The organism is Celeribacter indicus (assembly GCF_000819565.1).
GTDB lineage: Bacteria > Pseudomonadota > Alphaproteobacteria > Rhodobacterales > Rhodobacteraceae > Celeribacter > Celeribacter indicus.
Genome location: NZ_CP004393.1, coordinates 3,654,112 through 3,679,156 on the forward strand (window position 1 = coordinate 3,654,112; position 25,045 = coordinate 3,679,156).

General features: G+C 68.2%; 20 protein-coding genes, 1 tRNA gene and 1 riboswitch. Of the genes, 7 read left to right on the top strand and 14 right to left on the bottom strand.

Going from position 1 to position 25,045, the window contains the following annotated elements; all coding sequences use genetic code 11:
* Window positions 1-18: 18 nt before the first annotated feature.
* Entirely contained in the window at window positions 19-2,331 is a 2,313-nt protein-coding gene (locus P73_RS18025) for a glycosyl hydrolase family 28-related protein (protein ID WP_338032840.1), read from the bottom strand.
* Between the two features lie 163 nt (window positions 2,332-2,494).
* Between P73_RS18025 and P73_RS18030 the strand changes: the two genes are divergently transcribed.
* Entirely contained in the window at window positions 2,495-3,382 is an 888-nt protein-coding gene (locus P73_RS18030) for a CHAD domain-containing protein (protein WP_052453397.1), read from the top strand.
* 24 nt (window positions 3,383-3,406) lie between these two features.
* Here P73_RS18030 and P73_RS18035 read toward each other — a convergent pair whose 3' ends face one another.
* On the bottom strand, window positions 3,407-3,805 hold the full coding sequence (locus P73_RS18035; protein WP_043870650.1) for a DUF4864 domain-containing protein: 399 nt from the start codon (window positions 3,803-3,805) through the stop codon (window positions 3,407-3,409).
* 93 nt (window positions 3,806-3,898) lie between these two features.
* Window positions 3,899-5,542 carry a lysine--tRNA ligase gene (locus P73_RS18040; protein ID WP_043870651.1) on the bottom strand — a complete coding sequence of 548 codons (1,644 nt, stop codon included), beginning with the start codon at window positions 5,540-5,542 and terminating at the stop codon, window positions 3,899-3,901.
* Window positions 5,543-5,655: 113 nt separating this feature from the next.
* On the opposite strand from P73_RS18040, the gene P73_RS18045 reads away from it, so the two are divergent.
* Window positions 5,656-6,090 carry a tellurite resistance TerB family protein gene (locus P73_RS18045; RefSeq protein WP_043870652.1) on the top strand — a complete coding sequence of 145 codons (435 nt, stop codon included), beginning with the start codon at window positions 5,656-5,658 and terminating at the stop codon, window positions 6,088-6,090.
* Between the two features lie 24 nt (window positions 6,091-6,114).
* Here the strand turns inward: P73_RS18045 and dacB are convergent, their stop codons facing one another.
* Complete coding sequence (dacB, locus tag P73_RS18050) at window positions 6,115-7,599, bottom strand: D-alanyl-D-alanine carboxypeptidase/D-alanyl-D-alanine endopeptidase (protein ID WP_043870653.1); 1,485 nt, start codon at window positions 7,597-7,599, stop codon at window positions 6,115-6,117.
* A 120-nt stretch (window positions 7,600-7,719) separates the two neighbouring features.
* Window positions 7,720-8,325: a nicotinate-nucleotide adenylyltransferase gene (locus tag P73_RS18055; RefSeq protein WP_043871922.1), complete on the bottom strand. Its 606-nt coding sequence runs from the start codon at window positions 8,323-8,325 to the stop codon at window positions 7,720-7,722.
* 102 nt (window positions 8,326-8,427) lie between these two features.
* On the opposite strand from P73_RS18055, the gene P73_RS18060 reads away from it, so the two are divergent.
* Window positions 8,428-9,303, top strand: coding sequence for a GNAT family N-acetyltransferase (locus P73_RS18060; RefSeq protein WP_043870654.1), 876 nt, complete (start codon window positions 8,428-8,430; stop codon window positions 9,301-9,303).
* Here P73_RS18060 and P73_RS25745 read toward each other — a convergent pair.
* Window positions 9,257-9,754 (bottom strand): HNH endonuclease, encoded by a 498-nt coding sequence (locus P73_RS25745; protein WP_139267119.1) that lies wholly within the window; start codon window positions 9,752-9,754, stop codon window positions 9,257-9,259. The two genes, P73_RS18060 and P73_RS25745, sit on opposite strands and share 47 nt — an antisense overlap.
* Before the next feature lie 36 nt (window positions 9,755-9,790).
* A complete protein-coding gene (locus P73_RS18065) occupies window positions 9,791-10,042 on the bottom strand; it encodes a hypothetical protein (RefSeq protein WP_139267120.1) in 252 nt (83 codons plus the stop codon).
* 66 nt (window positions 10,043-10,108) lie between these two features.
* On the opposite strand from P73_RS18065, the gene ettA reads away from it, so the two are divergent.
* Entirely contained in the window at window positions 10,109-11,764 is a 1,656-nt protein-coding gene (gene ettA / locus P73_RS18070) for an energy-dependent translational throttle protein EttA (RefSeq protein ID WP_043870656.1), read from the top strand.
* Between the two features lie 117 nt (window positions 11,765-11,881).
* Here ettA and P73_RS18075 read toward each other — a convergent pair whose 3' ends face one another.
* Window positions 11,882-12,094: a hypothetical protein gene (locus P73_RS18075; RefSeq protein WP_043870657.1), complete on the bottom strand. Its 213-nt coding sequence runs from the start codon at window positions 12,092-12,094 to the stop codon at window positions 11,882-11,884.
* A 476-nt stretch (window positions 12,095-12,570) separates the two neighbouring features.
* Between P73_RS18075 and P73_RS18080 the strand changes: the two genes are divergently transcribed.
* Entirely contained in the window at window positions 12,571-12,777 is a 207-nt protein-coding gene (locus tag P73_RS18080) for a cold-shock protein (RefSeq protein WP_043870658.1), read from the top strand.
* A gap of 100 nt (window positions 12,778-12,877) precedes the next feature.
* Here P73_RS18080 and P73_RS18085 read toward each other — a convergent pair whose 3' ends face one another.
* On the bottom strand, window positions 12,878-13,828 hold the full coding sequence (locus tag P73_RS18085; RefSeq protein ID WP_043870659.1) for a class I SAM-dependent methyltransferase: 951 nt from the start codon (window positions 13,826-13,828) through the stop codon (window positions 12,878-12,880).
* A gap of 279 nt (window positions 13,829-14,107) precedes the next feature.
* Between P73_RS18085 and P73_RS18090 the strand changes: the two genes are divergently transcribed.
* Together P73_RS18090 and P73_RS18095 are read left to right on the top strand one after the other, a co-directional pair.
* Window positions 14,108-15,883 carry an autotransporter assembly complex protein TamA gene (locus tag P73_RS18090; protein ID WP_043871923.1) on the top strand — a complete coding sequence of 592 codons (1,776 nt, stop codon included), beginning with the start codon at window positions 14,108-14,110 and terminating at the stop codon, window positions 15,881-15,883.
* Window positions 15,880-19,560 (top strand): translocation/assembly module TamB domain-containing protein, encoded by a 3,681-nt coding sequence (locus P73_RS18095; RefSeq protein ID WP_043870660.1) that lies wholly within the window; start codon window positions 15,880-15,882, stop codon window positions 19,558-19,560. The genes P73_RS18090 and P73_RS18095 overlap by 4 nt, the downstream gene beginning before the upstream one ends.
* Window positions 19,561-19,684: 124 nt before the next feature.
* Here the strand turns inward: P73_RS18095 and P73_RS18100 are convergent.
* The 5 genes from P73_RS18100 to gcvT all read right to left on the bottom strand — a co-directional run bounded on the left by P73_RS18100 (window position 19,685) and on the right by gcvT (window position 24,777).
* Window positions 19,685-19,760, bottom strand: a tRNA-Ala gene (locus P73_RS18100).
* 83 nt (window positions 19,761-19,843) lie between these two features.
* Window positions 19,844-20,302, bottom strand: coding sequence for a thioredoxin TrxC (trxC, locus tag P73_RS18105; protein WP_043870661.1), 459 nt, complete (start codon window positions 20,300-20,302; stop codon window positions 19,844-19,846).
* Between the two features lie 78 nt (window positions 20,303-20,380).
* Entirely contained in the window at window positions 20,381-23,227 is a 2,847-nt protein-coding gene (gcvP, locus tag P73_RS18110; RefSeq protein WP_043870662.1) for an aminomethyl-transferring glycine dehydrogenase, read from the bottom strand.
* Between the two features lie 10 nt (window positions 23,228-23,237).
* Window positions 23,238-23,597 (bottom strand): glycine cleavage system protein GcvH, encoded by a 360-nt coding sequence (gene gcvH / locus P73_RS18115; protein ID WP_043871924.1) that lies wholly within the window; start codon window positions 23,595-23,597, stop codon window positions 23,238-23,240.
* A 43-nt stretch (window positions 23,598-23,640) separates the two neighbouring features.
* Window positions 23,641-24,777: a glycine cleavage system aminomethyltransferase GcvT gene (gcvT, locus tag P73_RS18120; protein ID WP_043870663.1), complete on the bottom strand. Its 1,137-nt coding sequence runs from the start codon at window positions 24,775-24,777 to the stop codon at window positions 23,641-23,643.
* Window positions 24,778-24,954: 177 nt separating this feature from the next.
* A riboswitch (glycine riboswitch) is annotated at window positions 24,955-25,040 on the bottom strand.
* Window positions 25,041-25,045 lie beyond the last annotated feature (5 nt).

Genomic DNA, 25,045 nt, shown 5'->3' on the forward strand with positions numbered 1-25,045 from the left:
GCCCGCCGCGCCCCCGGCTCAGATCGGCCGGTCCATCCGCACCACGACATTCACCGTCCCCTTGCAGGCGGTGCGGAAATTCAGCCGCACCTGGTTGCTCCCCGGCCCGTAATTCGCCGTGACCCAGGGCGTCTCCTGGAGCGCCGCGCCGGCGGCATCGGTGAGCGGGGTGCGGAACACGACGCTCTCCACCACCCGCGCCCAGCCGCCGAAGGGCAGATAGCCCGAGGGATCGAGCACCCAGCCCTGCGCCGCGGTGCCCTGGCTGAATTCGAGCGAGACCGGATTGATCGTGTTCTGCGCGACGCCGTTGAACGTGTTGCCCGCGAAGGTGACGTTGCGGATCGCGTTGTATTCGAGATCCGCGAAGCTCGTGTCCACCTTCTCCACCCGCGCGACGGAACCGTTGAGCGACTTGAACGTGTTGTTGACCACCGACAGCCCCTGGATGAAATGCCCCGGCCCGTAGGGTTTCACCACGATCCAGGCAAAGGAGTCCGCGCTGTCGTTCACGGTGAAGATGTTGCCCGTCACCGTCAGCCCGCCAAAGGAATATTCGGCGTTGAACTCCGGCGCCGCGTCATGCTCGTTCGTCATCTCGATGAAGGAATTGTCGAGATAGTTGCCGGTGATCACCGATTTCAGGTTCGGATAGGTAAAGACGATCCCCGCCTTGCGCGGCGTATCCGTGCCGTTGTCGCCCTGGAACCAGTGATTGCCGACGAACAGGTGCCCGTTGCCGAACAGGACGCCGGTATGCCCGAACCGCTGGAAGCGGGTGTCGCGGATCTTCGCGTCGTTGGCATTGACGTTGAAGGCGATGGACTGCCGGTCCGCCGCCGCGACGGCCTGCTCGTTCGACACGAAGAAGCAGCGGTCGAGATGCAGGTCCTGACAGCCCTCCCCGATCGAGGTCACGCCGCGGTGGCGCGGCGCCTTGATGTGGCAGTCCCTGAGCTGGAACGTGTTGCCGGCGGGCGCGAGCATCACCGCGGAGGCGCGGCCGTTGCACAGGAATTCCACGTCGGAAAAGGCGAATTGCGACAGTTTTGACAGGCCCGAGAAGTCGAAACAGTAGCGAAACCGCGTGAAGGTATAGCTCTGCGTCGCCTTCGCCGCATGGAGCGGCTGGCTCAGCGTGATCGTCTGCGCTCCGATGTTGACCTCGCGCACATAGACCTCGCGCCCGACGCCGGTTCCGGTGACGAGGGCGCCGACCGCGATATTGGCCACATTGGCGACATTGGTCAGCCTGCGCGGCGCGGCGGCCGAATAGGAGGCGGTGGAGGTGACGAAGGCGGTCTCCCACGCGCCGCTCTCGACCGCGTTGATCTGCCCGTTGCGGATCACCCGCCGCACCTCGAGCGTGCTCGCGCCGGTGATCGCCGCCACGTCGAGCGGCTCGCTGAGCTCGATCCGGCGCCCGCACATGTCGAGGCTGTCGTGATCCGAATAGTAGAACAGCGCCTGGAGCGCCTTCCTGAATCCGGTGAGCTCGTCGCCGAAGGCGTCGATATAGCTGTTGAGGTGAAATTCGCGCTGCAAGGTCAGCCGCGCCGCCGCGGGCATCACCAGCGTCCCGTCGAAGGTCACCTCGCTGCGCATCGAAAGGGTGCTGCCGATGCGATAGCGGCCGGCGGGCACGAGGATCCGGCGCCCCTCTGCCGCCGCGTCGGCGGCCTGGAAGGCGGCGTGGCAGTCGGTCACCCCGTCGCCCACCGCGCCATAGTCGCGCAGGTCGATCACCCCCGAGCTGTCGGCAAGGAAATAATGCGACACGTCCTCGATCGCGAGGTCGTCGATCCGCACCGTGCCGCCGGTCGGCCCGGTCAGGTCGAGCCCGAAATGGCCGTAGACCGCCTGCATCCCCCAGGGCATCGCCACCCCGCCCCGCACGCCGGACCCGACGATGGCGGAGACCTCCACCACCTCGCCATAGGCGGTGAGCGCGACCTCCGGCCCCGTCTCCGTCAGCCCCGGAACATGCGACAGGGCGGCGCTCCCCGCCCATCCCGCGATCCGCAGCGTCGGAAGGTTGCCCGCCACCGCCTTCACCCGCGCGGTGATCTTCAGGTACATCCCCGGCCGCAGCGGCGTCTCGCCCATATAGCGCAGCTTCGTCACCGGGCCTGTCTTGACGAGTTCGAGACAGCCGCCGAAATCCGCATCCGCCGCGACGAGAGCCGCATTGGGCGCGCCCTCGTAGCGCGCCGAGCCCGGCGTTCCATCCTCGCTCGACCACCGGCCGAGCCCCTCCGCAAAGGCCGGCGGCATCAGCACCAGCCCGTCAGTCATCGCCTTGTTCATCGCAACCCCTTTCACATCCTGCACCGCGGTCTCTCGCCGCGGGATGGAAGGGTTCTACAGCACCGGCGTCACCACGCGCTTAAGCGGGCGCGCGCAGGGGGCGCTGCGGACGCAACACCGGGCGCCATGCCCCTGTCATTGCCCGGTTACATGTTCGGGCCTATCTCTTGCGTCCGAAGGAGAACGCATGGCCTATCACATCCGCAGGAAAGACCCGACCATGACCGACGCGCTGCGCCGCATGGCCGCCGACCGCCTCGACACCGCGCTCGAGGCGACCGAGGCCCAGGGCGTCGAGGAGCGTTTCGAGGCGGTCCACGACATCCGCAAGCGCATCAAGGAGCTGCGCGGCCTGATCCGGCTCGTCCGGCCCGATTTCCCCGGCTACGATGCCGCCAATGCCGCGCTGCGCGACACCGGGCGCAAGCTCTCGCCGCTGCGCGACGCGAAGGTGCGGCTCGACACGCTCGACCAGCTCGTGCGCGATTTCTCGGTGCAGGACGATCTGCTCGCCGACTACCGCGCCGAGCTGCGCGCGGCCCGCGACCGCGCCTATTCCGACGCGGAGGCCGGGCCGCTTCTGGCCGGGGTCCGCGTCGACCTGCGGGAGCTGCGGGAGGCGAGCGGCGACTGGACCCTCGGCCACAAAGGCGCGAAGGCGATCTTTCCCGGCCTCGGAAAAACCTATGGCGCCGCCCGGAAGGCGATGGAAAAGGCCCGCAGGAGCCGCGACACGGAGGATTTCCACACCTGGCGCAAGCATGTGAAATACCACTGGTATCACGGCAAGATCCTCAGGCCGGTCTGGCCCGAGGCGATCAAGGCGCATGACAGGCTCGCCGACCGGCTGGGCGAGCTTCTGGGCGCGCATCACGACCTTGCCGTGCTGGCGCAGGAGGCGCGGGCGGCGGGGCTCTCCGGCGACAGCCTCGCCGGGCTCGAGGCCTCCCTCGCGGCGCGCGCCCGTGATCAGGAAAGGACCGCCTTCCACATGGGCGGGCGCCTGCTCGCGGACACGCCGGAGGCGCTGGCGGCGCGCTGGTCCGCCTGGTGGACGCACTGGCTCACCGAATGAGGGCGCGCGCGGCCCGGCCGCGTTTCAGGCCGCGTCGCTGTCGCGCGCAAGCGGGCGCACGCCGTTGATCTTCCAGCCGCCCCCGGTCTCCACGAGGTCGTAGTCGAAGACCTGCGATGCGCCGGCGCGGTCCGTCACGATCACCGTCTGGCGCACCCGCCCCGCCTGCACCATCCGCAGGCCGAAGCACACCACGTCATTGTTCCAGATCGTCGCATAGCCGCCCGCGACCATTTCCCCGAACCGCTCGGGCGAGCCGAAGGCGCGCCGGATCGCCGGGCTGGCGTGGTCCCACGCCGCCGTCACGTCGCGCGCCTGGAAGGCGCGAAGCTGGTCGGAAATGACGTCCTCGACCGCATCCGCCATGGCGGCGAACGGGCTCAGACAGGCGAGCAGGAGCGCGAGAAGACGTGCACCGGACATGAAAAGACCCTCCGCAATTGGCCCCATACTAGCCCGGCGGAGGGTCGGATCAACAGCGCGTGAGCCCTGCGTGAGCGAAATCCCGCGCGCCGCTCAGGCCAGCTCTCCCGCCAGCCCCCGGTCGATGAGCGCGATCGTCTCCTCCACGCCGTAGAGCGCCGCGAAGGAACCGAAACGCGGACCCTGCGACTGCCCCAGGAGCACCTCGTAGAGCGCCTTGAACCAGTCGCGCAGATTCTCGAACCCGTGGTTCTTGCCCACCGCGAAGACGATGGACTGGAGGAAATCGCCATCGGTGAAATCCGCCTCGGGCAGCGGCTCGCTGATGCCCATCGCGGCGTTCTTCTGCGCGATCTGCACGAGCGCGAGATCCTCGGCACCGAAGGCCGCCTTCAGATCCTCCATCGCCGCGCGTTCCTGGCCGGTCGGCGCGCGGAAGACCTTTTCCGGCTTCACGAAGTCGTTGTAGTAGCGCACCGCATAGCCCGCCGCGGCGTCGAGCTGCGGGTTGTGCGCCGGCGAGGCGTCGGGCGCATAGCGCCGGATGAAGCCCCAGAGCTGTTCCTTCTCCTCCGCCCCCGCGACCGAGGCGAGGTTCAGCAGCATGGTGAAGGGCACCACCATGTCCGAGGCCGGCACATCGGCACCGTGGATATGGAAGACCGGGTTGTTCACCCGCTGCGCCGCATCCTGTTCGGGATAGGCGCGGAGCTGCTGATGGTATTCGTCCATCATCCGCGGGATCACGTCGAAATGCAGCCGCTTCGCCGTCTTCGGCTTCTGGTACATGAAATAGGCCAGGCTTTCGGTGGAGGCATAGGTCAGCCATTCGTCGATCGACAGGCCGTTGCCCTTCGACTTGGAAATCTTCTCGCCATTCGCGTCGAGGAACAGCTCATAGGTGAAATGCTCGGGCTTCACCCCGCCGAGGATCTCGCAGATCCGGTCGTAGATCGGCGTGTTGGTCGAATGGTCCTTGCCGTACATCTCGAAATCCACACCCAGCGCCGCCCAGCGCGCGCCGAAATCCGGCTTCCACTGGAGCTTCACATGCCCGCCCGTCACCGGCAGGGTCCACTCGCGCCCCTCCTCGTCGTCGAAGGTGATCGTGTAGTCCTGCGCGTTCACCTCCTTCATCGGCACGTAAAGCACGCGGCCCGTTTCCGGGTGAATCGGCAGGAAGATGGAATAGGTCTGCTGACGCTCCTCGCGCAGCGACTTCAGCATGACCTTCATCACCTCGTCGTATTTCTCGACCGCGCGCTTCAGCACCGCGTCGAACTGCCCCGACCTGTAGAATTCCGTCGCCGAATAGAATTCATAATCGAAACCGAACGTGTCGAGGAACCGGCGCAGCATCGCGTTGTTGTGATGCCCGAAGCTCTCGTATTCCCCGAACGGGTCGGGGACGGAGGTCAGCGGCTTCTGCGCATGCGCGTGCAGCATCTCCTGGTTGGGCACGTTGGACGGCACCTTGCGCATCCCGTCGAGATCGTCGGAAAAACAGATCAGCCGCGTCGGCACGTCCGAGATCACCTCGAAGGCGCGGCGGATCATCGTCGTGCGCAGCACCTCCCCGAAGGTCCCGATATGCGGCAGGCCCGACGGTCCATAGCCCGTCTCGAAAAGCACATAGCCCTTCCTGTCCCCGGATTGCTCGTACCGTTTGAGAACCTTCCGGGCCTCATCGAAGGGCCAGGCTTTCGAGCTCATACCAGCGTCGCGCAGGTCAGTCATGTCAGGCAATCCTCTTGTGGCGCAGGGGGCCTCCCCGCAAGCCCCGCTTCCTATTGAACAGGAGGCTTTCCGTCAATATTGTTCGCCCCGAAACGCCCCTCAGGAGCAGACATATGAACGATATTCCCCATTCGCTCACGGCCCAGGACTGCCTCGTCGCCGTCATGATCGCCCAGTCCATGTCCGACGAGACGATGCGCACCGCGGAGCTCGTGACCATCGAGAATATCGTGAACCACCTCCCGATCTTCGCCGGCTACGATGCCGACCGGATCAAGACCGTGTCCTCCACCGTCTTCGATCTCTTCGGGGAGGAGGACGGGCTCGACGCGCTCTTCGGGCTGATCCGGGGCAACCTGCCCGCCTATCTGTTCGAGACCGCCTATGCGCTCGCCTGCGACGTGGCCGCCTCCGACCTGCACACCTACGAGGCGGAGCTGCGCCTGCTCGAGGAGATCCGCTACGAACTCGACATCGACCGCCTGCACGCCGCCGCCATCGAACGCGGGGCGCGGGCGCGCTACATGACTTTCCACACGGATAGCTGACCGGGGTCAGGCGATTTCGCCGCCTTAGCCGCCGTAAAGCCCCGCCCAGCGCCCGAGCAGCGCCTGTTGCAGCCGTTTCGCGCCGCCGTTGAAGCCGCGCGCGCCCTGCGGGATCTCCACGCCCGCGGCCTTCGCCGCCGCCCGCCGGTCGAGATCGGCGGCGAAGATCGCGAAGGCCATGCGCCGCCCGCCCGCCGCCTCCGCATAGCCCGCCAGCGTGGAGACGAAATCGAGCGTCCCCGTCTTCGCATGGACCTGGGCCGGCGGATCGCGCATCACGTTGCCCTGGGCATCGCGCATCGGCACCGGCTTCATCAGCGGGGCGAGCTGCGCCTCCACCCCCTCCGCGCTCAGCATGTGGACGAGATCGGCCACCGTCACCGCCGAGGCGCCGCCGAGCCCGGAATGGTCGACGAAGTCGATGTGCCGCATCCCGAGCCGCGCCCGCGCCCAATGCGTCATCGCCGCGGCCGAGGCCGGCAGGCTCGTCACCCCGAGCCCCCGCGCCCGGCTGGCGGCGAGGCCCAGCACCTCCGCCGTGAGATTGGTCGAATATTTCAGCATGTCCCGCACCACCACCGTCAGCGGCGCGCTCTCGAGCCGCGCCACCTCCCGGCCCTCCGGCAGCGCCTCCACCCGCGTGCCGTGATCGAGCGTCACGCCCTGCTGCGCGGCCACCGCGCGGAACACCTCGCCGGCATAGACCGTCGGCAGGCGCACCGGCAGCCAGCGCGCGCCGCCATTGCCCAGCGCCGCCCGCGCCACGGTCCATTCGTCGCGCTCCTCCCCCGGCTCGTGGTCGAAGACCGGCGCATCGCGCGTGGAGATCCGCACCCGCGCGACCTGCACGTCCGGGGCGAAGCGTTCGGCGCGTGCGTCCATCCGCAGGCTGTAATCCTCCCCCTGCCGCCGCCATTCGAAATGCACCCGGTTGAAATTGACGTTCAGCCCGCCGATCGTCGGGTTGTATCCGGCATATTCCGTCTGTTCCCCGTCGATCTGCGCCACCCGCGGCAGCGCGCCGTCATAAAGCCGGAACGCGCCGCTCACGCCGCGGATGCCCGCCTCCGCCAGTTGTTCGGCGAGCAGGCCGAGCCCATCCGTGTCGAGCGTGGGATCGCCGCCGCCGGCAAGCACCAGGTCGCCCTGGACGATGCCCTCGCGCACCGGCCCGGTCGCGATCACCCGCGTGACGAAACGGTGCTCCGCCCCGAGGTGGTCGAGCGCGTAGAGCGCCGTCACCGTCTTTGCCACCGAGGCGGGCGGCAGGCGCAGGAGCGGGTTGCGCACCTCGAGCATCTCCCCCGTCGCCGCCTCCGCCACCGCATAGGCGACCGCCCCGCCGAGCCCCGCCTTCGCGACGAGATCCTCGCCGGAGGGAATCGCGCGCGTCTGAAGCCCCTCCGGCCGCGCCTTCGGATAGGGGGAGACCGTCACCTCCTCCCCGAACGCCGTGCGGGCGACCCCGCCCAGCATCAGCCCCAACATCATCCGCCGGCCCAGCCGCATGCCCGTCCCGCCGCTCCCCGCTTCTCCATATCCTGCCGCGAGTAAACATGGCCGCGCCGCCGCAGGCAAGCCTCCCCGCGCGGCATTCCCCCGCCGCCCCGCACCGGTCCGCCCCGGCCCTCACACCCGCGACCAGTCGCCCCTGGCGCGGATCGCGGTCGAGGAGGCATCCGACATCGGCACGTCGATATAGCACCAGCAGGGCGGATCGAGCCGCCCGAGGAGGCGGGAGGCGCGCCCCGGCAGCCGCGCGGCCGAGAAGGTCCGCGCCGCGACGGAATGGATGGCCGCCCCGCGCGGGCCCGGCCGCGCGATCACCCCCACCGGCGTCGTCATCATGATGCCGCGCCACCCCTGCCAGAGGTGGAACTGCGCGAGGTTGTCCGCGCCCATCAGCCAGACGAAGGTGACGCCCGGATAGAGGTCGCGGATCGCGCTCAGCGTCGCCGCCGTATAGCGCGTGCCGATCCGCGCCTCGAGATCCGTCACCTCGACACGCGGATGCACCATCAGCCGGCGCGCATGGTCGAGACGGCGCGCCATCGGCGCCGGGCCCTCGGCCTTCAGCGGGTTGCCGGGGCTCACCAGCCACCACACCCGGTCGAGCGCAAAGCGTTTCAGCGCGATTTCCGTGATATGCACATGCCCCTCATGCGAGGGATCGAAGGATCCCCCGAGCAGGCCGACGACCTGACCGGCGCGGGCGTATGGCAAATGATGGCGCATTCCGTTTTCCATGACCGGCCCCGCCGCATCTGTCAATTGTGAAGGATTGACGGCGGGATTTGACTGACTTAAGTCAGGTAAAGTATCTGACACAGGTCAAACATGTATTCCGATCCCGTCTCCCGCATCCGCCGTTTCAACCGCGCCGTCACCACGGAAACCGGTGTGCTCGACCAGAGCTTTCTCGGCCGCGGCCGCCCGATCGGCGCGGCGCGCGTGCTCAACGCGATCGGCCCCGCGGGGCGCAGCGTGTCCGATATCCGGGAGGCGCTGGAGCTCGACACCGGCCTGCTCTCCCGCCTGCTGCGCGGTCTCGAGGAAGAGGGCCTGATCGCCCTCGTCGAGGATCGCCGCGACCGCCGCCGCCGGATCGCCGCCCTCACCGAGGCGGGCCATGCGGAATATGCCGCATACGAACGGCTTTCCGACGACCGCGCCCGGCTGCTGCTCGACCGCCACCCGCATCCCGACCGCCTGCTCGCGGCCATGGACCTCGTCGCCTCCGCGCTCGGCCGCGACCGGATCGAACTGCGCGAGGCCGACCCAGACAGCCCCGCCGCGCTCCATTGCCTCGAAAGCTATTATGCCGAACTGGCGGCGCGGTTCGACATGGGCTTCGACCCGGCCAGGGCCGCCCGCCTCGACGCGTCCGACATGCGCCCGCCCCGCGGCGCCTTCCTCGTCGCCCTGTCCGACGGCCTGCCCTCCGGCTGCGTCGGCCTCAAGGGCACGGACAAGGGATATGCGGAAATCAAGCGCCTCTGGACCGCCCCCGCCGCACGCGGGCTGGGACTGGCGAAACGGCTGATGCACGAGATCGAAACCCGCGCCCGCAGCCTGGACGTCACGACCCTGCGGCTCGACACCAACTCCGCCCTGCCGGAAGCGGCACAGCTCTATCGCCGCACCGGCTGGACGGAGATCGGGCGGTTCAACGACGATCCCTACCCGGACCTGTTCTTCGAAAAGCGGGTGTGAGGCTGGATCTCTGGACGATGGCCCTGAGCCCCTCGAGATCGTCGGGCCGGTCGAGACGGTGACTCACGCGATGGCATGTCGGGCACAGAACCGCGAACTCCTCCGCACGGACGGGACGCTCCTCCTCCGGCATCCGGGCGACAGGGGAGAGATGATGCGCCTCCATGCAGCTCATCGCGATCCCGCGGCCGAAACGCGCCTCGGCATCGAGCCCGCAGCCTTCGCAGACCAGGCCCCTGATCTCCTTGACCCGCCGCGTGCTGGTGCCGCGCCGTTCCCAGACGCGGTGGGTCCGTGCCAGCCGTGTCTCATAGCCGATGAGCCCGGTCTCCTGCTCCCCGCCCTCCGCGAGGCGGAACACCGTCCCCCCGGCATCGACCCGTCGCGGCGGCCCGTCCGGTTCAAAGAGAGTATGAGCATCGGCCATCTCCTCCGGATCGAAACCGGACACGCCCAGCCTGCGGCGGGCGTCGGTGTCGAAAACGATCTAGGACAGCCCCGCACGCAGCACGTCCCTGCGATACCGGTCCGAGGTGAACCCCTCGGGCAGGGCGACACCGCAGAGCCCGGCGGTCACGCGCAGGGCAATCTTGAGGTCCCAGGGCCGCCCCGTCCGCGGGTCGAAGAGATAAACCTTCCCCGACCATTGGCTCGGTGCGAAGTGCCGCTCCGCCATGGCATCCACGCCCCGCAACAGCTCGGTTTTGCCGATCCCCAGATCGCTCAAACTCTTTCCCATCCCAATTGCCCCTCCCCGATCTCTTCGCTATCTAGGCCCAAACCCGCATTCCCAAGGAGCCCTCCCATGGCAGCCTATCAATACGTCTACCACATGGACGGCGTGTCCAAGACCTACCCCGGCGGCAAGAAGGTCTTCGAGAACATCCGCCTCTCTTTCCTCCCCGGCGTCAAGATCGGGGTGGTCGGTGTCAACGGCACCGGTAAATCCACCCTCATGCGCATCATGGCCGGCATCGACAAGGATTATCAGGGCGAGGCCTGGGCCGCCGAGGGGGCCAAGGTCGGCTACCTGCCGCAGGAGCCGGAGCTCGACCCGTCTCTGGACGTGCGCGGCAACGTCATGCTGGGTGTGGCGGAGAAAAAGGCGATCCTCGACCGTTACAACGAACTCGCGATGAACTACTCGGACGAGACCGCCGAGGAGATGGCGACGCTCCAGGACGAGATCGACGCCCAGAACCTCTGGGATCTCGACAGTCAGATCGACGTCTCCATGGAGGCCCTGCGCTGCCCGCCCGACGATGCCGATGTCACCACGCTTTCGGGCGGTGAGAAACGCCGCGTCGCGCTCTGCAAGCTGCTGCTCGAGGCGCCCGACATGCTGCTGCTCGACGAACCGACCAACCACCTCGACGCCGAGACCATCGCCTGGCTGCAACAGCACCTCATCGAGTACAAGGGCACGATCCTGATCGTCACCCACGACCGCTATTTCCTCGATGACATCACCGGCTGGATTCTCGAGCTCGACCGCGGCCGCGGCATTCCTTACGAGGGCAACTATTCCGCCTGGCTCGAACAGAAGGCCAAGCGGCTCGAACAGGAAGCCAGGGAAGACAAGGCCCGTCAGAAGACCCTCGAACGCGAGCTTGACTGGATGCGTCAGGGTCAGAAAGCCCGTCAGGCCAAGCAAAAGGCCCGGATCGACCGCTACAACGATTTGGCCTCGCAATCCGAGCGCGACAAGATCACCCGCGCGCAGATCGTCATCCCGAACGGCCCGCGCCTCGGCGCCAAGGTGATCGAGGTGCATGGCCTCTCGAAACACATGGGCGACAAGCAGTTGATCGAAGGGCTCGATTTCTCCCTGCCGCCGGGCGGCATCGTCGGCGTCATCGGTCCGAACGGCGCCGGCAAATCGACGCTTTTCCGCATGCTCACCGGCCAGCTCGAGCCCGACGCCGGGACCGTCGAATACGGCGACACGGTGAAACTCAGCTATGTCGACCAGTCCCGCGACGATCTCGACCCGAACGCCACCGTGTTCGAAGCCATCTCTGACGGGCAACAGGTCATCGCGCTTGGGGATGCCGAAATGAACGGCCGCGCCTATTGCTCCGCCTTCAACTTCAAGGGCGGCGATCAGCAGAAGAAGGTCGGCGTGCTGTCGGGCGGCGAACGCAACCGTGTGCACATGGCGCGGCTGTTGAAATCGGGCGGCAACGTGTTGCTGCTCGACGAACCGACCAACGATCTGGACGTCGAAACGTTGCGCGCGCTGGAAGACGCCCTGACCGACTTCGCCGGCTGCGCCGTGGTGATCTCCCACGACCGTTTCTTCCTCGACCGCATCTGCACGCATATCCTCGCTTTTGAGGGCGACGCCCACGTGGAATGGTTCGAAGGCAACTTCGAGGATTATGAGGAAGACAAGAAACGGCGGCTCGGGCCGGATGCGCTTGAGCCGAAGCGGTTGAAGTATAAGAAATTTTCCAGATAAATCCGGGGTTTCCCTTTTCGGGTGAAGCCACGTCCAAAAGCGCCCTTGGGCGCTTTTGTCGCGTAAGCGTCCGGTGACACCGCCAGACTGACCAGGCCGGGGTGTGCGCGGCGTGGCTCAGCCCAGCCGGTCCAGTTCCAGGGTGCCGTCCGCACGGCAGGGCGCGATGCTTCCGCCTCCGACGGAGCGGGCGATGGTTTCACCGCCATATTCGATGTCGAAGGCGCGGATTTCCAGCTTGCCGCCGAGTTCCTCCACAATCGGCCCTTCGATGCCGAAGGTAACCTTCAGGTATTCCGCCAGGTATTCCGCGTTGACGTAGAGGTCCATACGCAGCGGACGAGATGGTCGAACGCCTTCTCCTCCCGGAGGGCACGGCCGCCCGGATCGGCCGGGGCCGTGAGCTCGGCCCTGTGCACGGCATGCACCGTCTGCCCCTGCGCGGCCTTCATGGCCGCCAGATCGAGCGACTTGCCGGTTGTAGCCACAGACGGCGCGAAGGCTGTTCTGAGTCGGGCGGGCGTGAACTGCATGGCCGGTCTCCGGGGAAAACCATCGTGACCTTAACAGCCAGACCTTAATGGAAACTGAAGCTCGTCTTTCCTGTCGCTCCCCCCACCGACACCTTTCCGCTCACCCCGCCGATTTTGCTGTCATGGGGGGCGAAAACCTGATATACATCCTGTTGCTACGTTATTTCTTTCGACCCTTCTGTACCCCTTCACCGGCCACAGTCATCGAAACGATCCCTGACGACGCCGGGCCGCTGCACTTCCGCGAGCGGCATAGACCCAGGAGTACACACGATGGCCACTGGCACCGTGAAATGGTTCAATTCCACCAAAGGCTTCGGCTTCATCCAGCCCGAAGGCGGCAACAAGGACGTGTTCGTCCACATCTCCGCCGTCGAGCGTTCCGGCCTCAACGGCCTGGCCGATGGCGCGAAGGTCACCTTCGACATCGAAGCCGGCCGTGACGGCCGCGAAAGCGCCGTGAACCTCGCGCTCGCCTGAGTTCCGACCCTTCGGAACGTCGAAACACCGAACGCCCGCGGATGTCCGCGGGCGTTTTCCGTTGCCGCAGGTTCCATTGCCCCAAGGCCCGGCCCCGCCCTCAGGCGTGCGCCATCACGTCGCCGTCCCCTTCCCGGTCGAGCCGCGCGATGGGACCGGCGGCCACGACGGCGAACCCCTCCACCGGCATGCCGCGTTCCTCGCGCAGGACGCAGGGCGTGACCTGCACGGCGGCGAATCCCGCATCGGCGAGCAGCGTCTCCACATAGGCGCGGGAATGGGCGAAGCGACGGCTCTCGCGCAGGTGCACCGGCACCTCCCCCGCCTCCACGGTGAAGGCCAGGACGCCCTCGTCGGCGAGCGATCCCGCACACCACGCCACCACCCGCTCGAGCGCGCCCAGATAGTTGAACACATCGGCGGCGAGGATCAGGTCGTAGCGCTCCGCCCCGACCTCGAGCCGGGAAATATCGCGCTTTTCCAGAAGGGTGTAGATGCCCTTCCGCTCCGCTTCCACGAGCATGCCGTCGGAGAGGTCATAGCCCGAGAGCCGGTCGCAGAAGGGCCGGATCGCCGCCCCCATAAGCCCGGTGCCGCAGCCGAGATCGAGCACGGATCCGAACCGCGTCCGCCCCGCGCGCCGCAGGCTGTCCAGAAGCACCTCCGGCCCGCGATAGGCGAGCTTGTCCCGCAGGGAGTGCTCGAATCTCGGCGCATACTGGTCGAAAAGCAGTTCCACGAAGGCCGGCGGCATCGCCTCCACGACCGGGACCCGCCGCGCGAGATCGCGTTTCAGCCCGGCGCCGAGCGCGTCGGCGGGATCGGCCCGCACCGCCTCGTCCCAGGCCTCGCAGGCCGCCGCGGTGTCCCCGGCCGACTCGAGCCATTCCCCGAGCCGGAACCACCCGGCAGCCCAGGAGGGCGCCAGCGACAGCGCCCCCGAGAGCGTCTCGATCGCTCCGGCCAGATCGCCCAGATGCGCCAGGGTTTCGGCAAAGGACGCCCGGCGGTCCACCGCCAGATCGCCCGAGGAAAACAGGGTCCCCGCCATGGTCTCTCAATCCCAAAGGGCCCGCACGATTGTCAGCTGACAACGCCACGCGGCGGGCGGCACGCTGCATCGGACATCCGTCCTGCATCGGCCTCGCGTTACTGCGCGAAAGCCGCGCTGTCAACTGTCCGGCGGGCACGAGCGGCGAACCGCCTGTCCCCCTTCCATTTTGCAAATTCCCGGAGCGCCCCCTTTTCAGGACGCTGTGAAAACCGCATAGTCGGCGGACAGGACAGCGGGGGCTGTTGTAACGATTTGACAGAACGGAACAGTCTGAAGGTGCTCAAAAGAACGATACTCGCCGCTGCCTGGATCCTCTCGACCGGGTCGGCGCAGGCCTTCGAGGCCCAGCTCGACACCACCGCGAACGACGACCTGCGCGACGCGCTCGAGGCGATCTCCGCCGTGATGGAGGCCGCCGACAATGACGAGGCCACGACCGACGAGATCTTTGCCGCGGTCCAGTCCGATTACCGCGCGCTGCTTGGGGTGCTGTACCGCAACGGCTATTATGCGCCCGAGATCTCGATCCGGGTGGACGGGCGCGAAGGCGCGGACATCCCGCTGATCTCCCTTCCGCCGTCGGTCAACCGCGTCGACATCGCGGTCGCGCCCGGCCCCCGCTTCCGGTTCCGCGAGACGACCGTCGCCCCGCTGGCGCCGGGCACGGAGCTGCCGGAGGATTTCGCGCCCGGAGAGGTCGCCAAATCCGCGCTGATCGGCGAAGCGAAGAACGTCGCCATCGACGCCTGGCGGCAGGCCTCCCATGCCAAGGCGGAGCTGGCCGGCCAGAGCATCGTCGCCAACCATCCGCAGCGGCGCGTCGATGTCGAGCTCACCATCGACCCCGGCCCGGCGCTCCGCTTCGGGCACATGCAGTTCCGCGGCGACACGACGGTGCGCGAGGACCGGCTCTTGCGCATCGCCAACCTGCCCTCGGGCAGCGCCTTCGACCCCGATGCGCTCGACCTGGTGACGCGCCGGCTCCAGAATACCGGCACCTTCCGCTCGATCACCCTGCGCGAGGCGGAAACCGTCAATCCCGACGGCACCATCGACATCATCGCGACGCTCACCGACGAGAAACGCCGCCGCTTCGGCTTCGGCGCGGAGATTTCCTCGCTCGAGGGCGGCACGCTCACCGCCTACTGGATGCACCGCAACCTGACGAACAATGCCGACCGCCTGCGGTTCGATGCGGCGATTTCCGGCATCGGCGGCACGACCGGCACCGACTACTCGATTGGCACGACCTACCGCCGCCCGGCGACGGTGTCGCGCAAGACGACGCTGGTGATCGCGGCGGAAATCGCGCATCTCGACGAGCCGGACTATACCTCCGACACCGGCGAGTTCACCGTGGGCGCGGAGGTCGAGACCTCCCCGAATTCGCGCTTTTCCTTCGGCGTCGGCTATCGCTATTCCCAGGTCGACGACGCCCTGGGCGATCGCGAGTTCAACCATGTGATCCTGCCCATGGAAGGTGCGCGCGACACGCGCGACGACAAGCTCAACCCAAAGTCCGGCACCTATGTCGAGGCAGAGATCATGCCCTTCATCGGCGTGAGCGGATCGGAGACGGGCGCGCGGCTCTTCGGGGACGGGCGCGGCTATTTCTCCTTCGGGGCGGACGACCGTTTCACGCTCGCCGGGCGGCTGCAACTCGGTTCCGTGACGGGGGCGGATTACACCGAGGTGCCGCCCGACCTGCTGTTCTATTCCGGCGGTGGCGGCACCGTGCGCGGCCAGCCCTACCAGTCGCTCCATGTCGAGCTCGGCGACGACGAGGGGACCGGCGGATCGAGCTTCGTCGGCGTTTCCGCGGAATTGCGCGCGAAGCTGCGCGGCGCGTTCTCCCTCGTCGGTTTCTACGATATCGGCGGGATCGGCACCACCGCCCTGCCGGGCGAGCAGGCCGAATGGCATTCCGGCGCGGGGCTCGGCCTGCGCTACGACACGGGCTTCGGCCCGATCCGCGTCGACGTCGCCGGCCCGGTCACGGGCGATACCGGCGAAGGTGTGCAACTCTATATCGGGATCGGACAGGCGTTTTGAAAAAGCTCCTCCCCATAGCCGCCGTGGCCGTCGTGCCGCTCGCCACCCTCGCCCAGGACGATGGCAACGGGTCGGAGACGGCGCGCGACCGCTCGCTCATCGTCGGGTTCCTCGAGGACAAGCTCTCGGGGGCGGGACGCGACATCCGCATCGAAGGCTTCGAGGGTCTGCTCTCCTCGACCGCCACGCTCGACGAGCTGACCATCGCCGATGACGAGGGGGTGTGGTTCACCCTGCGCGACGCCGAACTCGACTGGAGCCGCAGCGCCCTGCTGCGTGGCCGGGTCGAGGTGGAGCGGATCGCGGCGCGCGAGATCATTCTCGAACGCCTCCCCACCGCGGCGATGAACGAGGATCTGCCGGATCCGGAGGCCTCCGGCTTCTCGCTCCCCGACCTGCCGGTCTCGGTGCGCATCGAGGCACTGGAGGCCGAGCGCGTGGAACTCGGTGCGCCGGTGCTGAAGCTCGGCGAGGACGTGGTGCTGAGCGTCTCGGGCAGCGCGGAGCTGGCCGGCGGTTCCGGCCAGACCCAGCTCGACATCAACCGGCTCGACGCGACGGAGGGTGCCTTTACCGTCGATGTCGCCTATGACAATGCGACCGAGGTGCTCGATCTCGACCTGTCGCTGACCGAGGCGGAGGGCGGCATCGTCTCCACGCTGGCGAACCTTCCCGGCACGCCGGCTCTCGCGCTCACCGCGCAGGGTTCGGGTCCGCTCGACGATTTTTCCGCCGATATCGCGCTGGCCACGGATGGCGAGGACCGCGTGAGCGGGACGGTCGCGCTCCAGGCGCAGGCCGATGCGGACGATCCCGAGGCACCCGCCCCGCGCGTCTTCGACGCGGCGCTCTCGGGGGATCTCACGCCCTTCTTCAGCCCGGATTACGCGCGGTTCTTCGGCGCCCGGAGCACGCTGGAGGCGCATGGCACCTCCCATCCCGACGGGCGTTTCGATCTCGACCGCTTCGCGCTCTCCACCCAGGCGCTTTCGCTCGAGGGCGAGGCCTATATCGCCGCCGACGGGCTTCCCTCCTCCTTCGACCTCACCGGCGCCATCACGAGCGAGGCGGGAACGCCGGTGCTCCTGCCGTTCGGCACCGCGCGCCACCAGCTCGACAGCGCCCGGATCGCGGCGCGATACGACGCGGCGGAGGGCGAAAGCTGGTCCGCGACGGTCCGCGCCGACGGCTACGCCCAGGCCGGGATGGACATCGGCACCGCCGAGATCGAGGCCACCGGCACCATCGGCCGGGACACCGGCGAGGCGGGCACGGCGCTCGGCCGCGTGACCGCGCAGATCGAGGCAGCGCTGACCGGCTTCGCCTCCGAGGACCAGGGGCTCCAGGAGGCGATCGGCGCCAACCCGCGGCTGACCGGCGCGCTCGACTGGCGCGAGGGCGAACCGCTCTCCATCGACGCGCTGACGCTCGACACGGACGCGACCACGGTCACCGCGACGGGCGAGCTCGACGGTCTCGAGAGCGGGCTCGAATTCACCGGCAGCCTCGGTGTCGACACGCCCTCCCTCGACCGCTTCGCGACGCTGGCGGGACGCGACCTTTCCGGCGCGCTGTCGCTGCGCGCGTCCGGCAGCGTCGCCCCGCTCGGCGGCCTCTTCGACCTCCAGGCGCAGGCGATCGGCACCGACCTGCACAGCGGCATCGCCCAGCTCGACGCGCTCACCGCCGGGGCCAGCACCGTCTCGCTCGACGCCCGGCGCGACGAGACCGGCCTCACCCTGCGCGCGCTCTCGCTCGACACGAATGCGGTCGCGCTCGATGCCGAGGGACGGCTGTCCTCGGACGACGGCGCGCTCACGCTCGAGGCCTCGCTCGACGACGTCGGTCGCCTCGATCTTGGCCTCAGCGGCCCGCTGACCGTGGCCGCCGACATCGCCCGACCGCGGGCCGAGGATCCGTGGTCCGGGACGGTCGATCTCACCGGCCCGAACACGGCCACCGCCACGGTCACCGGAACCGTGGCGCAGGATCTGAGCCTGGTCGATGTCACCGCGACCGGGCGCAACATCCGCACCGGGATCGCGCAGATCGACACGCTCCTTGCGGGGCCCCTGTCGCTCGATCTCGAGGCCGGGCGCGACCCCGAGACCGGCGTGCTCCGCATCGACACCGCGGCGCTCGACACCGGCGCCGTCGTGGCCTCCGTCACGGGAGAGATGCGCCCCGATGCGGCGGCCGATTTCGATCTGACCGCCCGTCTCGACAATGTCGCGCGCCTCGGCGTGGCGCTCACCGGCCCGCTCACCGTGGATGGCAGCCTCACCCGCGCCGACGGCTCCGCCCCCTGGCAGACCCGAACGGATCTCACCGGTCCCGGCGGCACCACCGCGACGCTGTCGGGCAGCGTGGCGCCCGACGCCTCGAGCGCCGATCTGTCGCTCGCGGGCAATGCGCCGCTCGGTCTCGCCAACAGTTTCACCAGCGCCGCGCTCGTGCAGGGCAACGCCTCCTTCGACCTGCGGCTGAACGGCCCGCTCGCGCTCTCCTCGGTCTCCGGCACCGCCCAGACCTCCGGCGCGCGGGTCGTGGTCTCGGGCGCGGGGATCGCGCTCACCATCCCCCGCGGCGCCGTCACCCTCTCCGGCCAGAGCGCCCGGCTCGATCTCGAGGCGGCGGCGGACAGTGGCGGCACGATGACCGCCTCCGGCACGATCGGCCTCGCGGCGCCCTTCTCCGGCGATCTCGCGGTCCGGCTGCGCGACCTCGTGCTGAGCGACCCGCGGCTCTACCGCACCTCGGTCAGCGGCGATCTGGCCATCGACGGCCCGCTGACCGGCGGCGCGCAGATCTCCGGCGCCCTGACGCTGGGAGAGACGAATATCTCGGTGAACCCCTCGGGCCTCGGCGGCGGGGGCGACATTCCCGACGTCGCCCATGTCGGGGAAAGCGCCGCGCAGAGAACCACGCGCGACCGCGCCGGCCTCCTCGGAAGCGAGAACGACGCCGGCGGCGGCGGCGGGCCGGCCTACGGGCTCGACATCGCGATCTCCGCCCCGAACCAGATCTTCGTGCGCGGGCGCGGCCTCGACGCCGAGCTGGGCGGGCAGCTGCGCCTGCGCGGCACGACCGCCGACGTCGTGCCGGTGGGACAGTTCACGCTCATCCGCGGGCGCCTGTCCCTGCTCGGCCAGAGGATCGACATGCAGGAGGGTGCGCTCACCCTCCAGGGCGAGCTCGATCCGACGCTGCGGCTGCTCGCTGAGACCTCGACGGATGACATCGTTGTCCAGCTCGCGGTGGAGGGCCGGGTGAGCGCACCGGAGCTGACGCTCTCCTCCTCCCCCAGCCTGCCGGAAGAGGAAATCCTCTCCCAGCTCCTGTTCGGGCGCGGTCTCGACCAGATCTCGCCGCTCCAGGCGGCCCAGATGGCCTCCGCCGTGGCGACGCTCACCGGGAACGGCGGCGGGCTGGTCGGAAATATCCGCGACAGCGTCGGGCTCGACGATCTCGACTTCCAGACCTCCGAAGACGGCGGCAGCGCGGTGAAGCTCGGGAAATACCTTTCCGACAACATCTATACCGATGTCACCATCGACCAGAACGGCGAATCCGAGGTGAACATCAACCTCGACGCGACGCGGAACGTGACGGTGAAGGGGTCCGTCTCCTCGGAGGGCGACACCGGCCTCGGCGTGTTCTTCGAACGCGACTACTGAGTGCCAGGCCACAGCCGCGGCGCGTCTGTCGCGCAGGCCGGGATTCGGTGCGGAACGCAGCCGGTCTCCATACGCCGGACTTCGACAACAAAAAACGGCCGCCTGATCGGCGGCCGGTTTTTATTGGTGGAGTTGATCGGGATCGAACCGACGACCTCGTCATTGCGAACGACGCGCTCTCCCAACTGAGCTACAACCCCACGCTGGGCGTTGATTTGGACTTTTTGGGCGGGGATGTCAAGCACCCCCCGGCCGGAAACCGGCGGAAAATCAGGCCGGAAAATCAGGCAGGCAATTTCCCGTTCCGCTCGACGAAGGCGACGATATCCGCCGCCGCCCGCGCGCCGGTCAGACGCGCCACCTCGCGCCCGGCCTGGTAGAGGATCAGCGCGGGAATGCCGCGGATGTTGTTCCGTGCGGAAACCTGCGGAAACTCCTCGGTGTTGATCTTCGCAAACCGCGCCCGGCCCTTGAGCGCCTGTGCGGCCTTCGCGACATCCGGCGCCATCATCCGGCAGGGCCCGCACCAGGGCGCCCAGAAGTCGACGATCACCGGGAGATCGTCCTTCGCCGACAGCGCGGCCAGCGCCTTCGGGTCGAGTTCGGCCACCTTTCCCGACATCAGCGGCGCGCCGCAGGTGCCGCATTTCGGTCCCGCCCCGAGCTTCGCGACGGGCACGCGGTTGAGCTGGCCGCAGGTGGCGCAGGCGAGTTTCACCGCATCTTTTCCGAGCGTGGCCATCCCGGCCTCCCCATGACATTCATCTGCGTGAATACATGTGTCGCGGCCCCCACCCGGTCAAGGGCCGCGACGGCCATGTCATTCCGCCGCTTCGACGTAATGTTCGGGCGGCGGGCAGAGGCAGACGAGGTTGCGGTCGCCATAGGCGTTGTCCACCCGACCGACCGGCGGCCAGTATTTGTCCGTGCGGAAGGCGCCGGGCGGGAAACAGCCCTGCTCGCGCGGATAGGGGCGGTCCCAGTCGGCCACGAGATCGCCCACCGTATGCGGCGCATGCTTGAGCGGATTGCTGTCCTGCGGCAGCTCGCCCGCCTCGATCTGCGCGATCTCCGCGCGGATCGACAGCATCGCCTCGCAGAAGCGGTCGAGCTCGGCCTTGGTCTCGCTCTCGGTCGGTTCGATCATCAGCGTGCCGGGCACCGGGAAGGACATGGTCGGGGCGTGGAACCCGCTGTCGATCAGCCGTTTCGCGATATCGTCGACGGTGACGCCCGTGGTCTTCTCGAAGCCGCGCGGGTCGAGGATGCATTCATGCGCCACCCGGCCCTGGCGGCCCTTGTAGAGCACGGGGAAGGCCTCGCCCAGCCGCGCGGCGATATAGTTGGCGTTCAGGATCGCGACCTTCGTCGCCTGCGTGATCCCCTGCCCGCCCATGAGCATGCAATAGGCCCAGGAAATCGGCAGGATGGAGGCCGAGCCGAAGCGCGCCGCCGAGACCGGCCCCATCTCCTCGCCGCCCAGCGGGCTGCCCGGCAGGAAGCGCGCGAGATGCGCCTTCACCCCGATCGGCCCCATGCCGGGACCGCCGCCGCCGTGGGGAATGCAGAAGGTCTTGTGCAGGTTGAGGTGGCTCACGTCCGAGCCGATCTCGCCGGGCTTCGCCAGCCCCACGAGCGCATTGAGGTTGGCGCCATCGAGATAGACCTGACCGCCATGCCTGTGCGTGATCTCGCAGACCTCGCGCACGGTCTCCTCGAAGACGCCATGCGTCGAGGGATAGGTGATCATGCAGGCCGCGAGCCGGTCGCCCGCCGCCTCCGCCCTGGCGCGGAAATCGTCGAGGTCGATATCGCCGTTGGGCGCGGACCTGACCACCACGACTTTCATCCCGCACATCTGCGCGGAGGCGGGGTTGGTGCCATGGGCGCTCGTCGGGATGAGGCAGATGTCGCGCCCGCCCTGCCCGTTCGCCCGGTGATAGGCCTTGATCGTCAGGAGGCCGGCATATTCGCCCTGCGCGCCGGAATTCGGCTGCATCGACATCGCGTCATAGCCGGTGATCTCGCAGAGCTTGGCGGCAAGGTCGTCGATCATCTCGCGATAGCCCGCGGTCTGGTCCTCGGGCGCGTAGGGATGGAGCGCGTTGAACTCGGGCCAGGTGATCGGCATCATCTCGACCGCGGCGTTGAGCTTCATCGTGCAGGAACCGAGCGGGATCATCGCGCGGTCGAGGGCGAGGTCGCGATCCGCAAGGCGGCGCATGTAGCGCATCATCTCGCCCTCGGCGCGGTTCATGCCGAAGATCGGGTGCGTGAGATAGTCGCTCCGGCGCACGAGCGCCTCGGGGAAGCCGAGGCCTGGCCAGCCCGCGGGCACCTCCGCCTCATGGCCGAAGGCGCGCCAGACCTTCGCGACGGTCCCGTCGTCCACCATCTCGTCGAGCGAGATGCCGATCCGGTCCGTCCCCACCTTGCGCAGGTTGATCCCCTCCGCCTGGGCCGACCGCAGGATGACGCCCTGCATCGCGCCCACCTCGACCGTGATCGTGTCGTAGAAGGCCTCCGGGGAGACGGCGAAGCCCGCCTGCCGCAACCCGGCCGCGAGATGCACGGCCTTCGCATGGATCCGCTCCCCGATGGCGCGAAGCCCCTGCGGCCCGTGGAATACGGCGTAGAAGGAGGCCATCACGGCAAGCAGCGCCTGCGCGGTGCAGACGTTCGAGGTCGCCTTTTCGCGCCGGATATGCTGTTCGCGGGTCTGGAGGCTGAGGCGATAGGCCCGGTTGCCGGCGGCATCGACCGAGACGCCGACGATCCGGCCGGGCATCGCGCGCTTCATCTCGTCGCGGCAGGACATGAAGGCGGCATGCGGCCCGCCGAAGCCCATCGGCACGCCGAAGCGCTGTGCCGACCCCACCGCGATATCCGCCCCCATCGCGCCCGGTTCCTTCAGCATGGTGAGCGCCATGAGATCCGTCGCCATGACCGCGACCGCCTTTGCCTCGTGCAGCGCGGCGATCTGCGGCGTGACATCCCGCACATGGCCGAAAGTGCCCGGATACTGGAAGATCGCGCCAAAGACCTTTCCCGCGTCGAGATCCCGCGGATCCCCGATCACGATCTCGATGCCGAGCGGGGCGGCGCGCGTCTGCATCACCGCGATGTTCTGCGGGTGGCAGTTCTCGTCGACGAAGAATGCCGCCGCCTTCGATTTCGCGAGCCGCTGCGCCATGGTCATCGCCTCGGCGCAGGCGGTCGCCTCGTCGAGGAGCGAGGCATTGGCGACAGGCAGGCCGGTCAGGTCGCTGACCATGGTCTGGAAATTCAGAAGCGCCTCGAGCCGCCCCTGCGCGATCTCCGGCTGGTAGGGCGTATAGGCCGTGTACCATGCCGGGTTTTCGAGGATGTTGCGCTGGATCGCCGGCGGCGTGGCCGTGCCGTAGAACCCCTGCCCGATGAGCGAGGTCATCACGAGGTTGCGCCGGCCCACGCTGCGCATATGGCCCAGCACCTCGTGTTCGGTCATCGGCGCCCAGTCGAGCGGCGTGTTCTGACGGATCGCCATCGGCACCGTCTCGTCGATCAGCGCGTCGAGCGAACGCGCACCCACCACGGCCAGCATCTCCTCCATTTCGGCGGGAGAGGGGCCGATATGGCGGCGGTTGGCGAAATCGTAGGGGTTGTAGCTCGAAGGGGTATAGGCCACGTCGTGATCCTCAGCCGATGAAATCTTTGTATTCGGCTTCCGTCATGAAGTCGTCGAGTTCGGACATGTCCTCGATCTTCATCTTGAAGAACCACGCATCCCCCAGGGGATCCTCGTTCACCTTGCCGGGGTCTTCCGACAGCGGCTCGTTCACCTCGACGATCTCTCCGTCGAGCGGCGCCAGAATGTCGGAGGCGGCCTTCACGCTCTCGATCACCACGACCTCGTCGTCCTTGGACACCGTCGTGCCCTCCTCGGGCAGTTCGACGAAGACCACGTCGCCGAGCTGTTCGGCGGCGTGTTCGGTGATGCCCACGACGACGAGATCGTCCTCGATGCGGAGCCATTCGTGTTCTTCGGTGAATTTGATGTCAGCGGCCATGAAACGATCCTTTTGGTCTCTGAAACTGTGGTCAACGTTTGTAGCTGGCGGTGAGGAACGGCATCGGCGCGACCGTCACGGGCAGTCGCCTGCCCCGAAGCTCCGCGAAGATCCCGGTTCCGGGCGATGCCTGGGCATCCGGCACATAGCCCATCGCGACGGGCCCTTCCACCGAGGGGCCGAAGCCGCCCGAGGTGATCGTGCCGATCCGGTCGGTGCCCTCTTCCGTGGCGAAGAGCGGCGTGCCCTCGCGCATGGGCGCGCGCCCCTGCGGCAACAGGCCCACGCGCCTGCGCGGGGCGCCCGTCTCGAGTTCGGCGAGGATGCGTCCGGCGCCGGGAAACCCGCCCTCGCGCGCGCCGCCCGCCCGGCGCACCTTCTGGATCGCCCAGCCCAGCGCCGCCTCGACGGGCGAGGTGGTCCGGTCGATGTCATGGCCGTAGAGGCACAGCCCCGCCTCGAGCCGGAGGCTGTCGCGTGCGCCGAGGCCGACGGGTGCGACCTCCGCCATCGCCACGAGACGTGCGGCGACGTCTTCGGCAATCGTCGCGGGGACCGAGATCTCGAACCCGTCCTCGCCGGTATAGCCGGAGCGGGAAATCCACCATTCCGCCCCGTCCACGGCGATGCGCAGGCTGTCCATGAACCGCATCCCGGCCACCTCCGGCACGAGGCGGGCGAGCGCCCGCTCCGCCTGCGGCCCCTGGAGCGCCAGGAGCGCGCGGTCGGCGATCTCCTCCACCCGCACATGGTCCGGCAGATGTGTGGCGAGATAGGCGATGTCCGCGGCCTTGCAGGCGGCGTTGACCACGAGGAACAGACCCTCGCCCGTGTTGGCGATCATCAGGTCGTCGAGGATGCCGCCGGACGGGTCGGTGAACAGCCCGTAGCGCTGACGCCCCTCCGCGAGGCCGAGCACATCGACCGGCACCAACCCCTCGAGCGCCAGCGCGAGCGCCTCCCCGCCGCGCGAGGAGGTGAGCATGACCTGGCCCATATGCGACACGTCGAACAGCCCGGCGGCGGCGCGGGTGTGCAGATGCTCCTTCATCACGCCAAGCGGATAGTGCACCGGCATCCCGTAGCCCGCGAAAGGCACCATCTTCGCCCCCTGCGCCAGGTGGAAATCGTAAAGCGGCGTGCGGCGGAGCGCGGCTGCGTCGGTCATCTCGTCCTTTCCGGGCGCACGTCCTGCGCCGCCCCACGGGGTTGGCCGGATGATCGGAAACCTCCGGCATCATGGCAAGGGGGCCGTGATGGCCCTCGCCCGATGCCCCCTCTGTCCCTTGCGCCTGAGATCGTTATCCCTTCGGCGGAGGCGAAACGCCTCTCTCTCCAGAGTGTTGACCGCGTGAAGGTCCGTTTACCTGAGAGTTTTCCGGGGCGGTTGCTCCTTCGGTAGGGCCCGAGCCCTTCTCCCGACACGCGATTTGGCC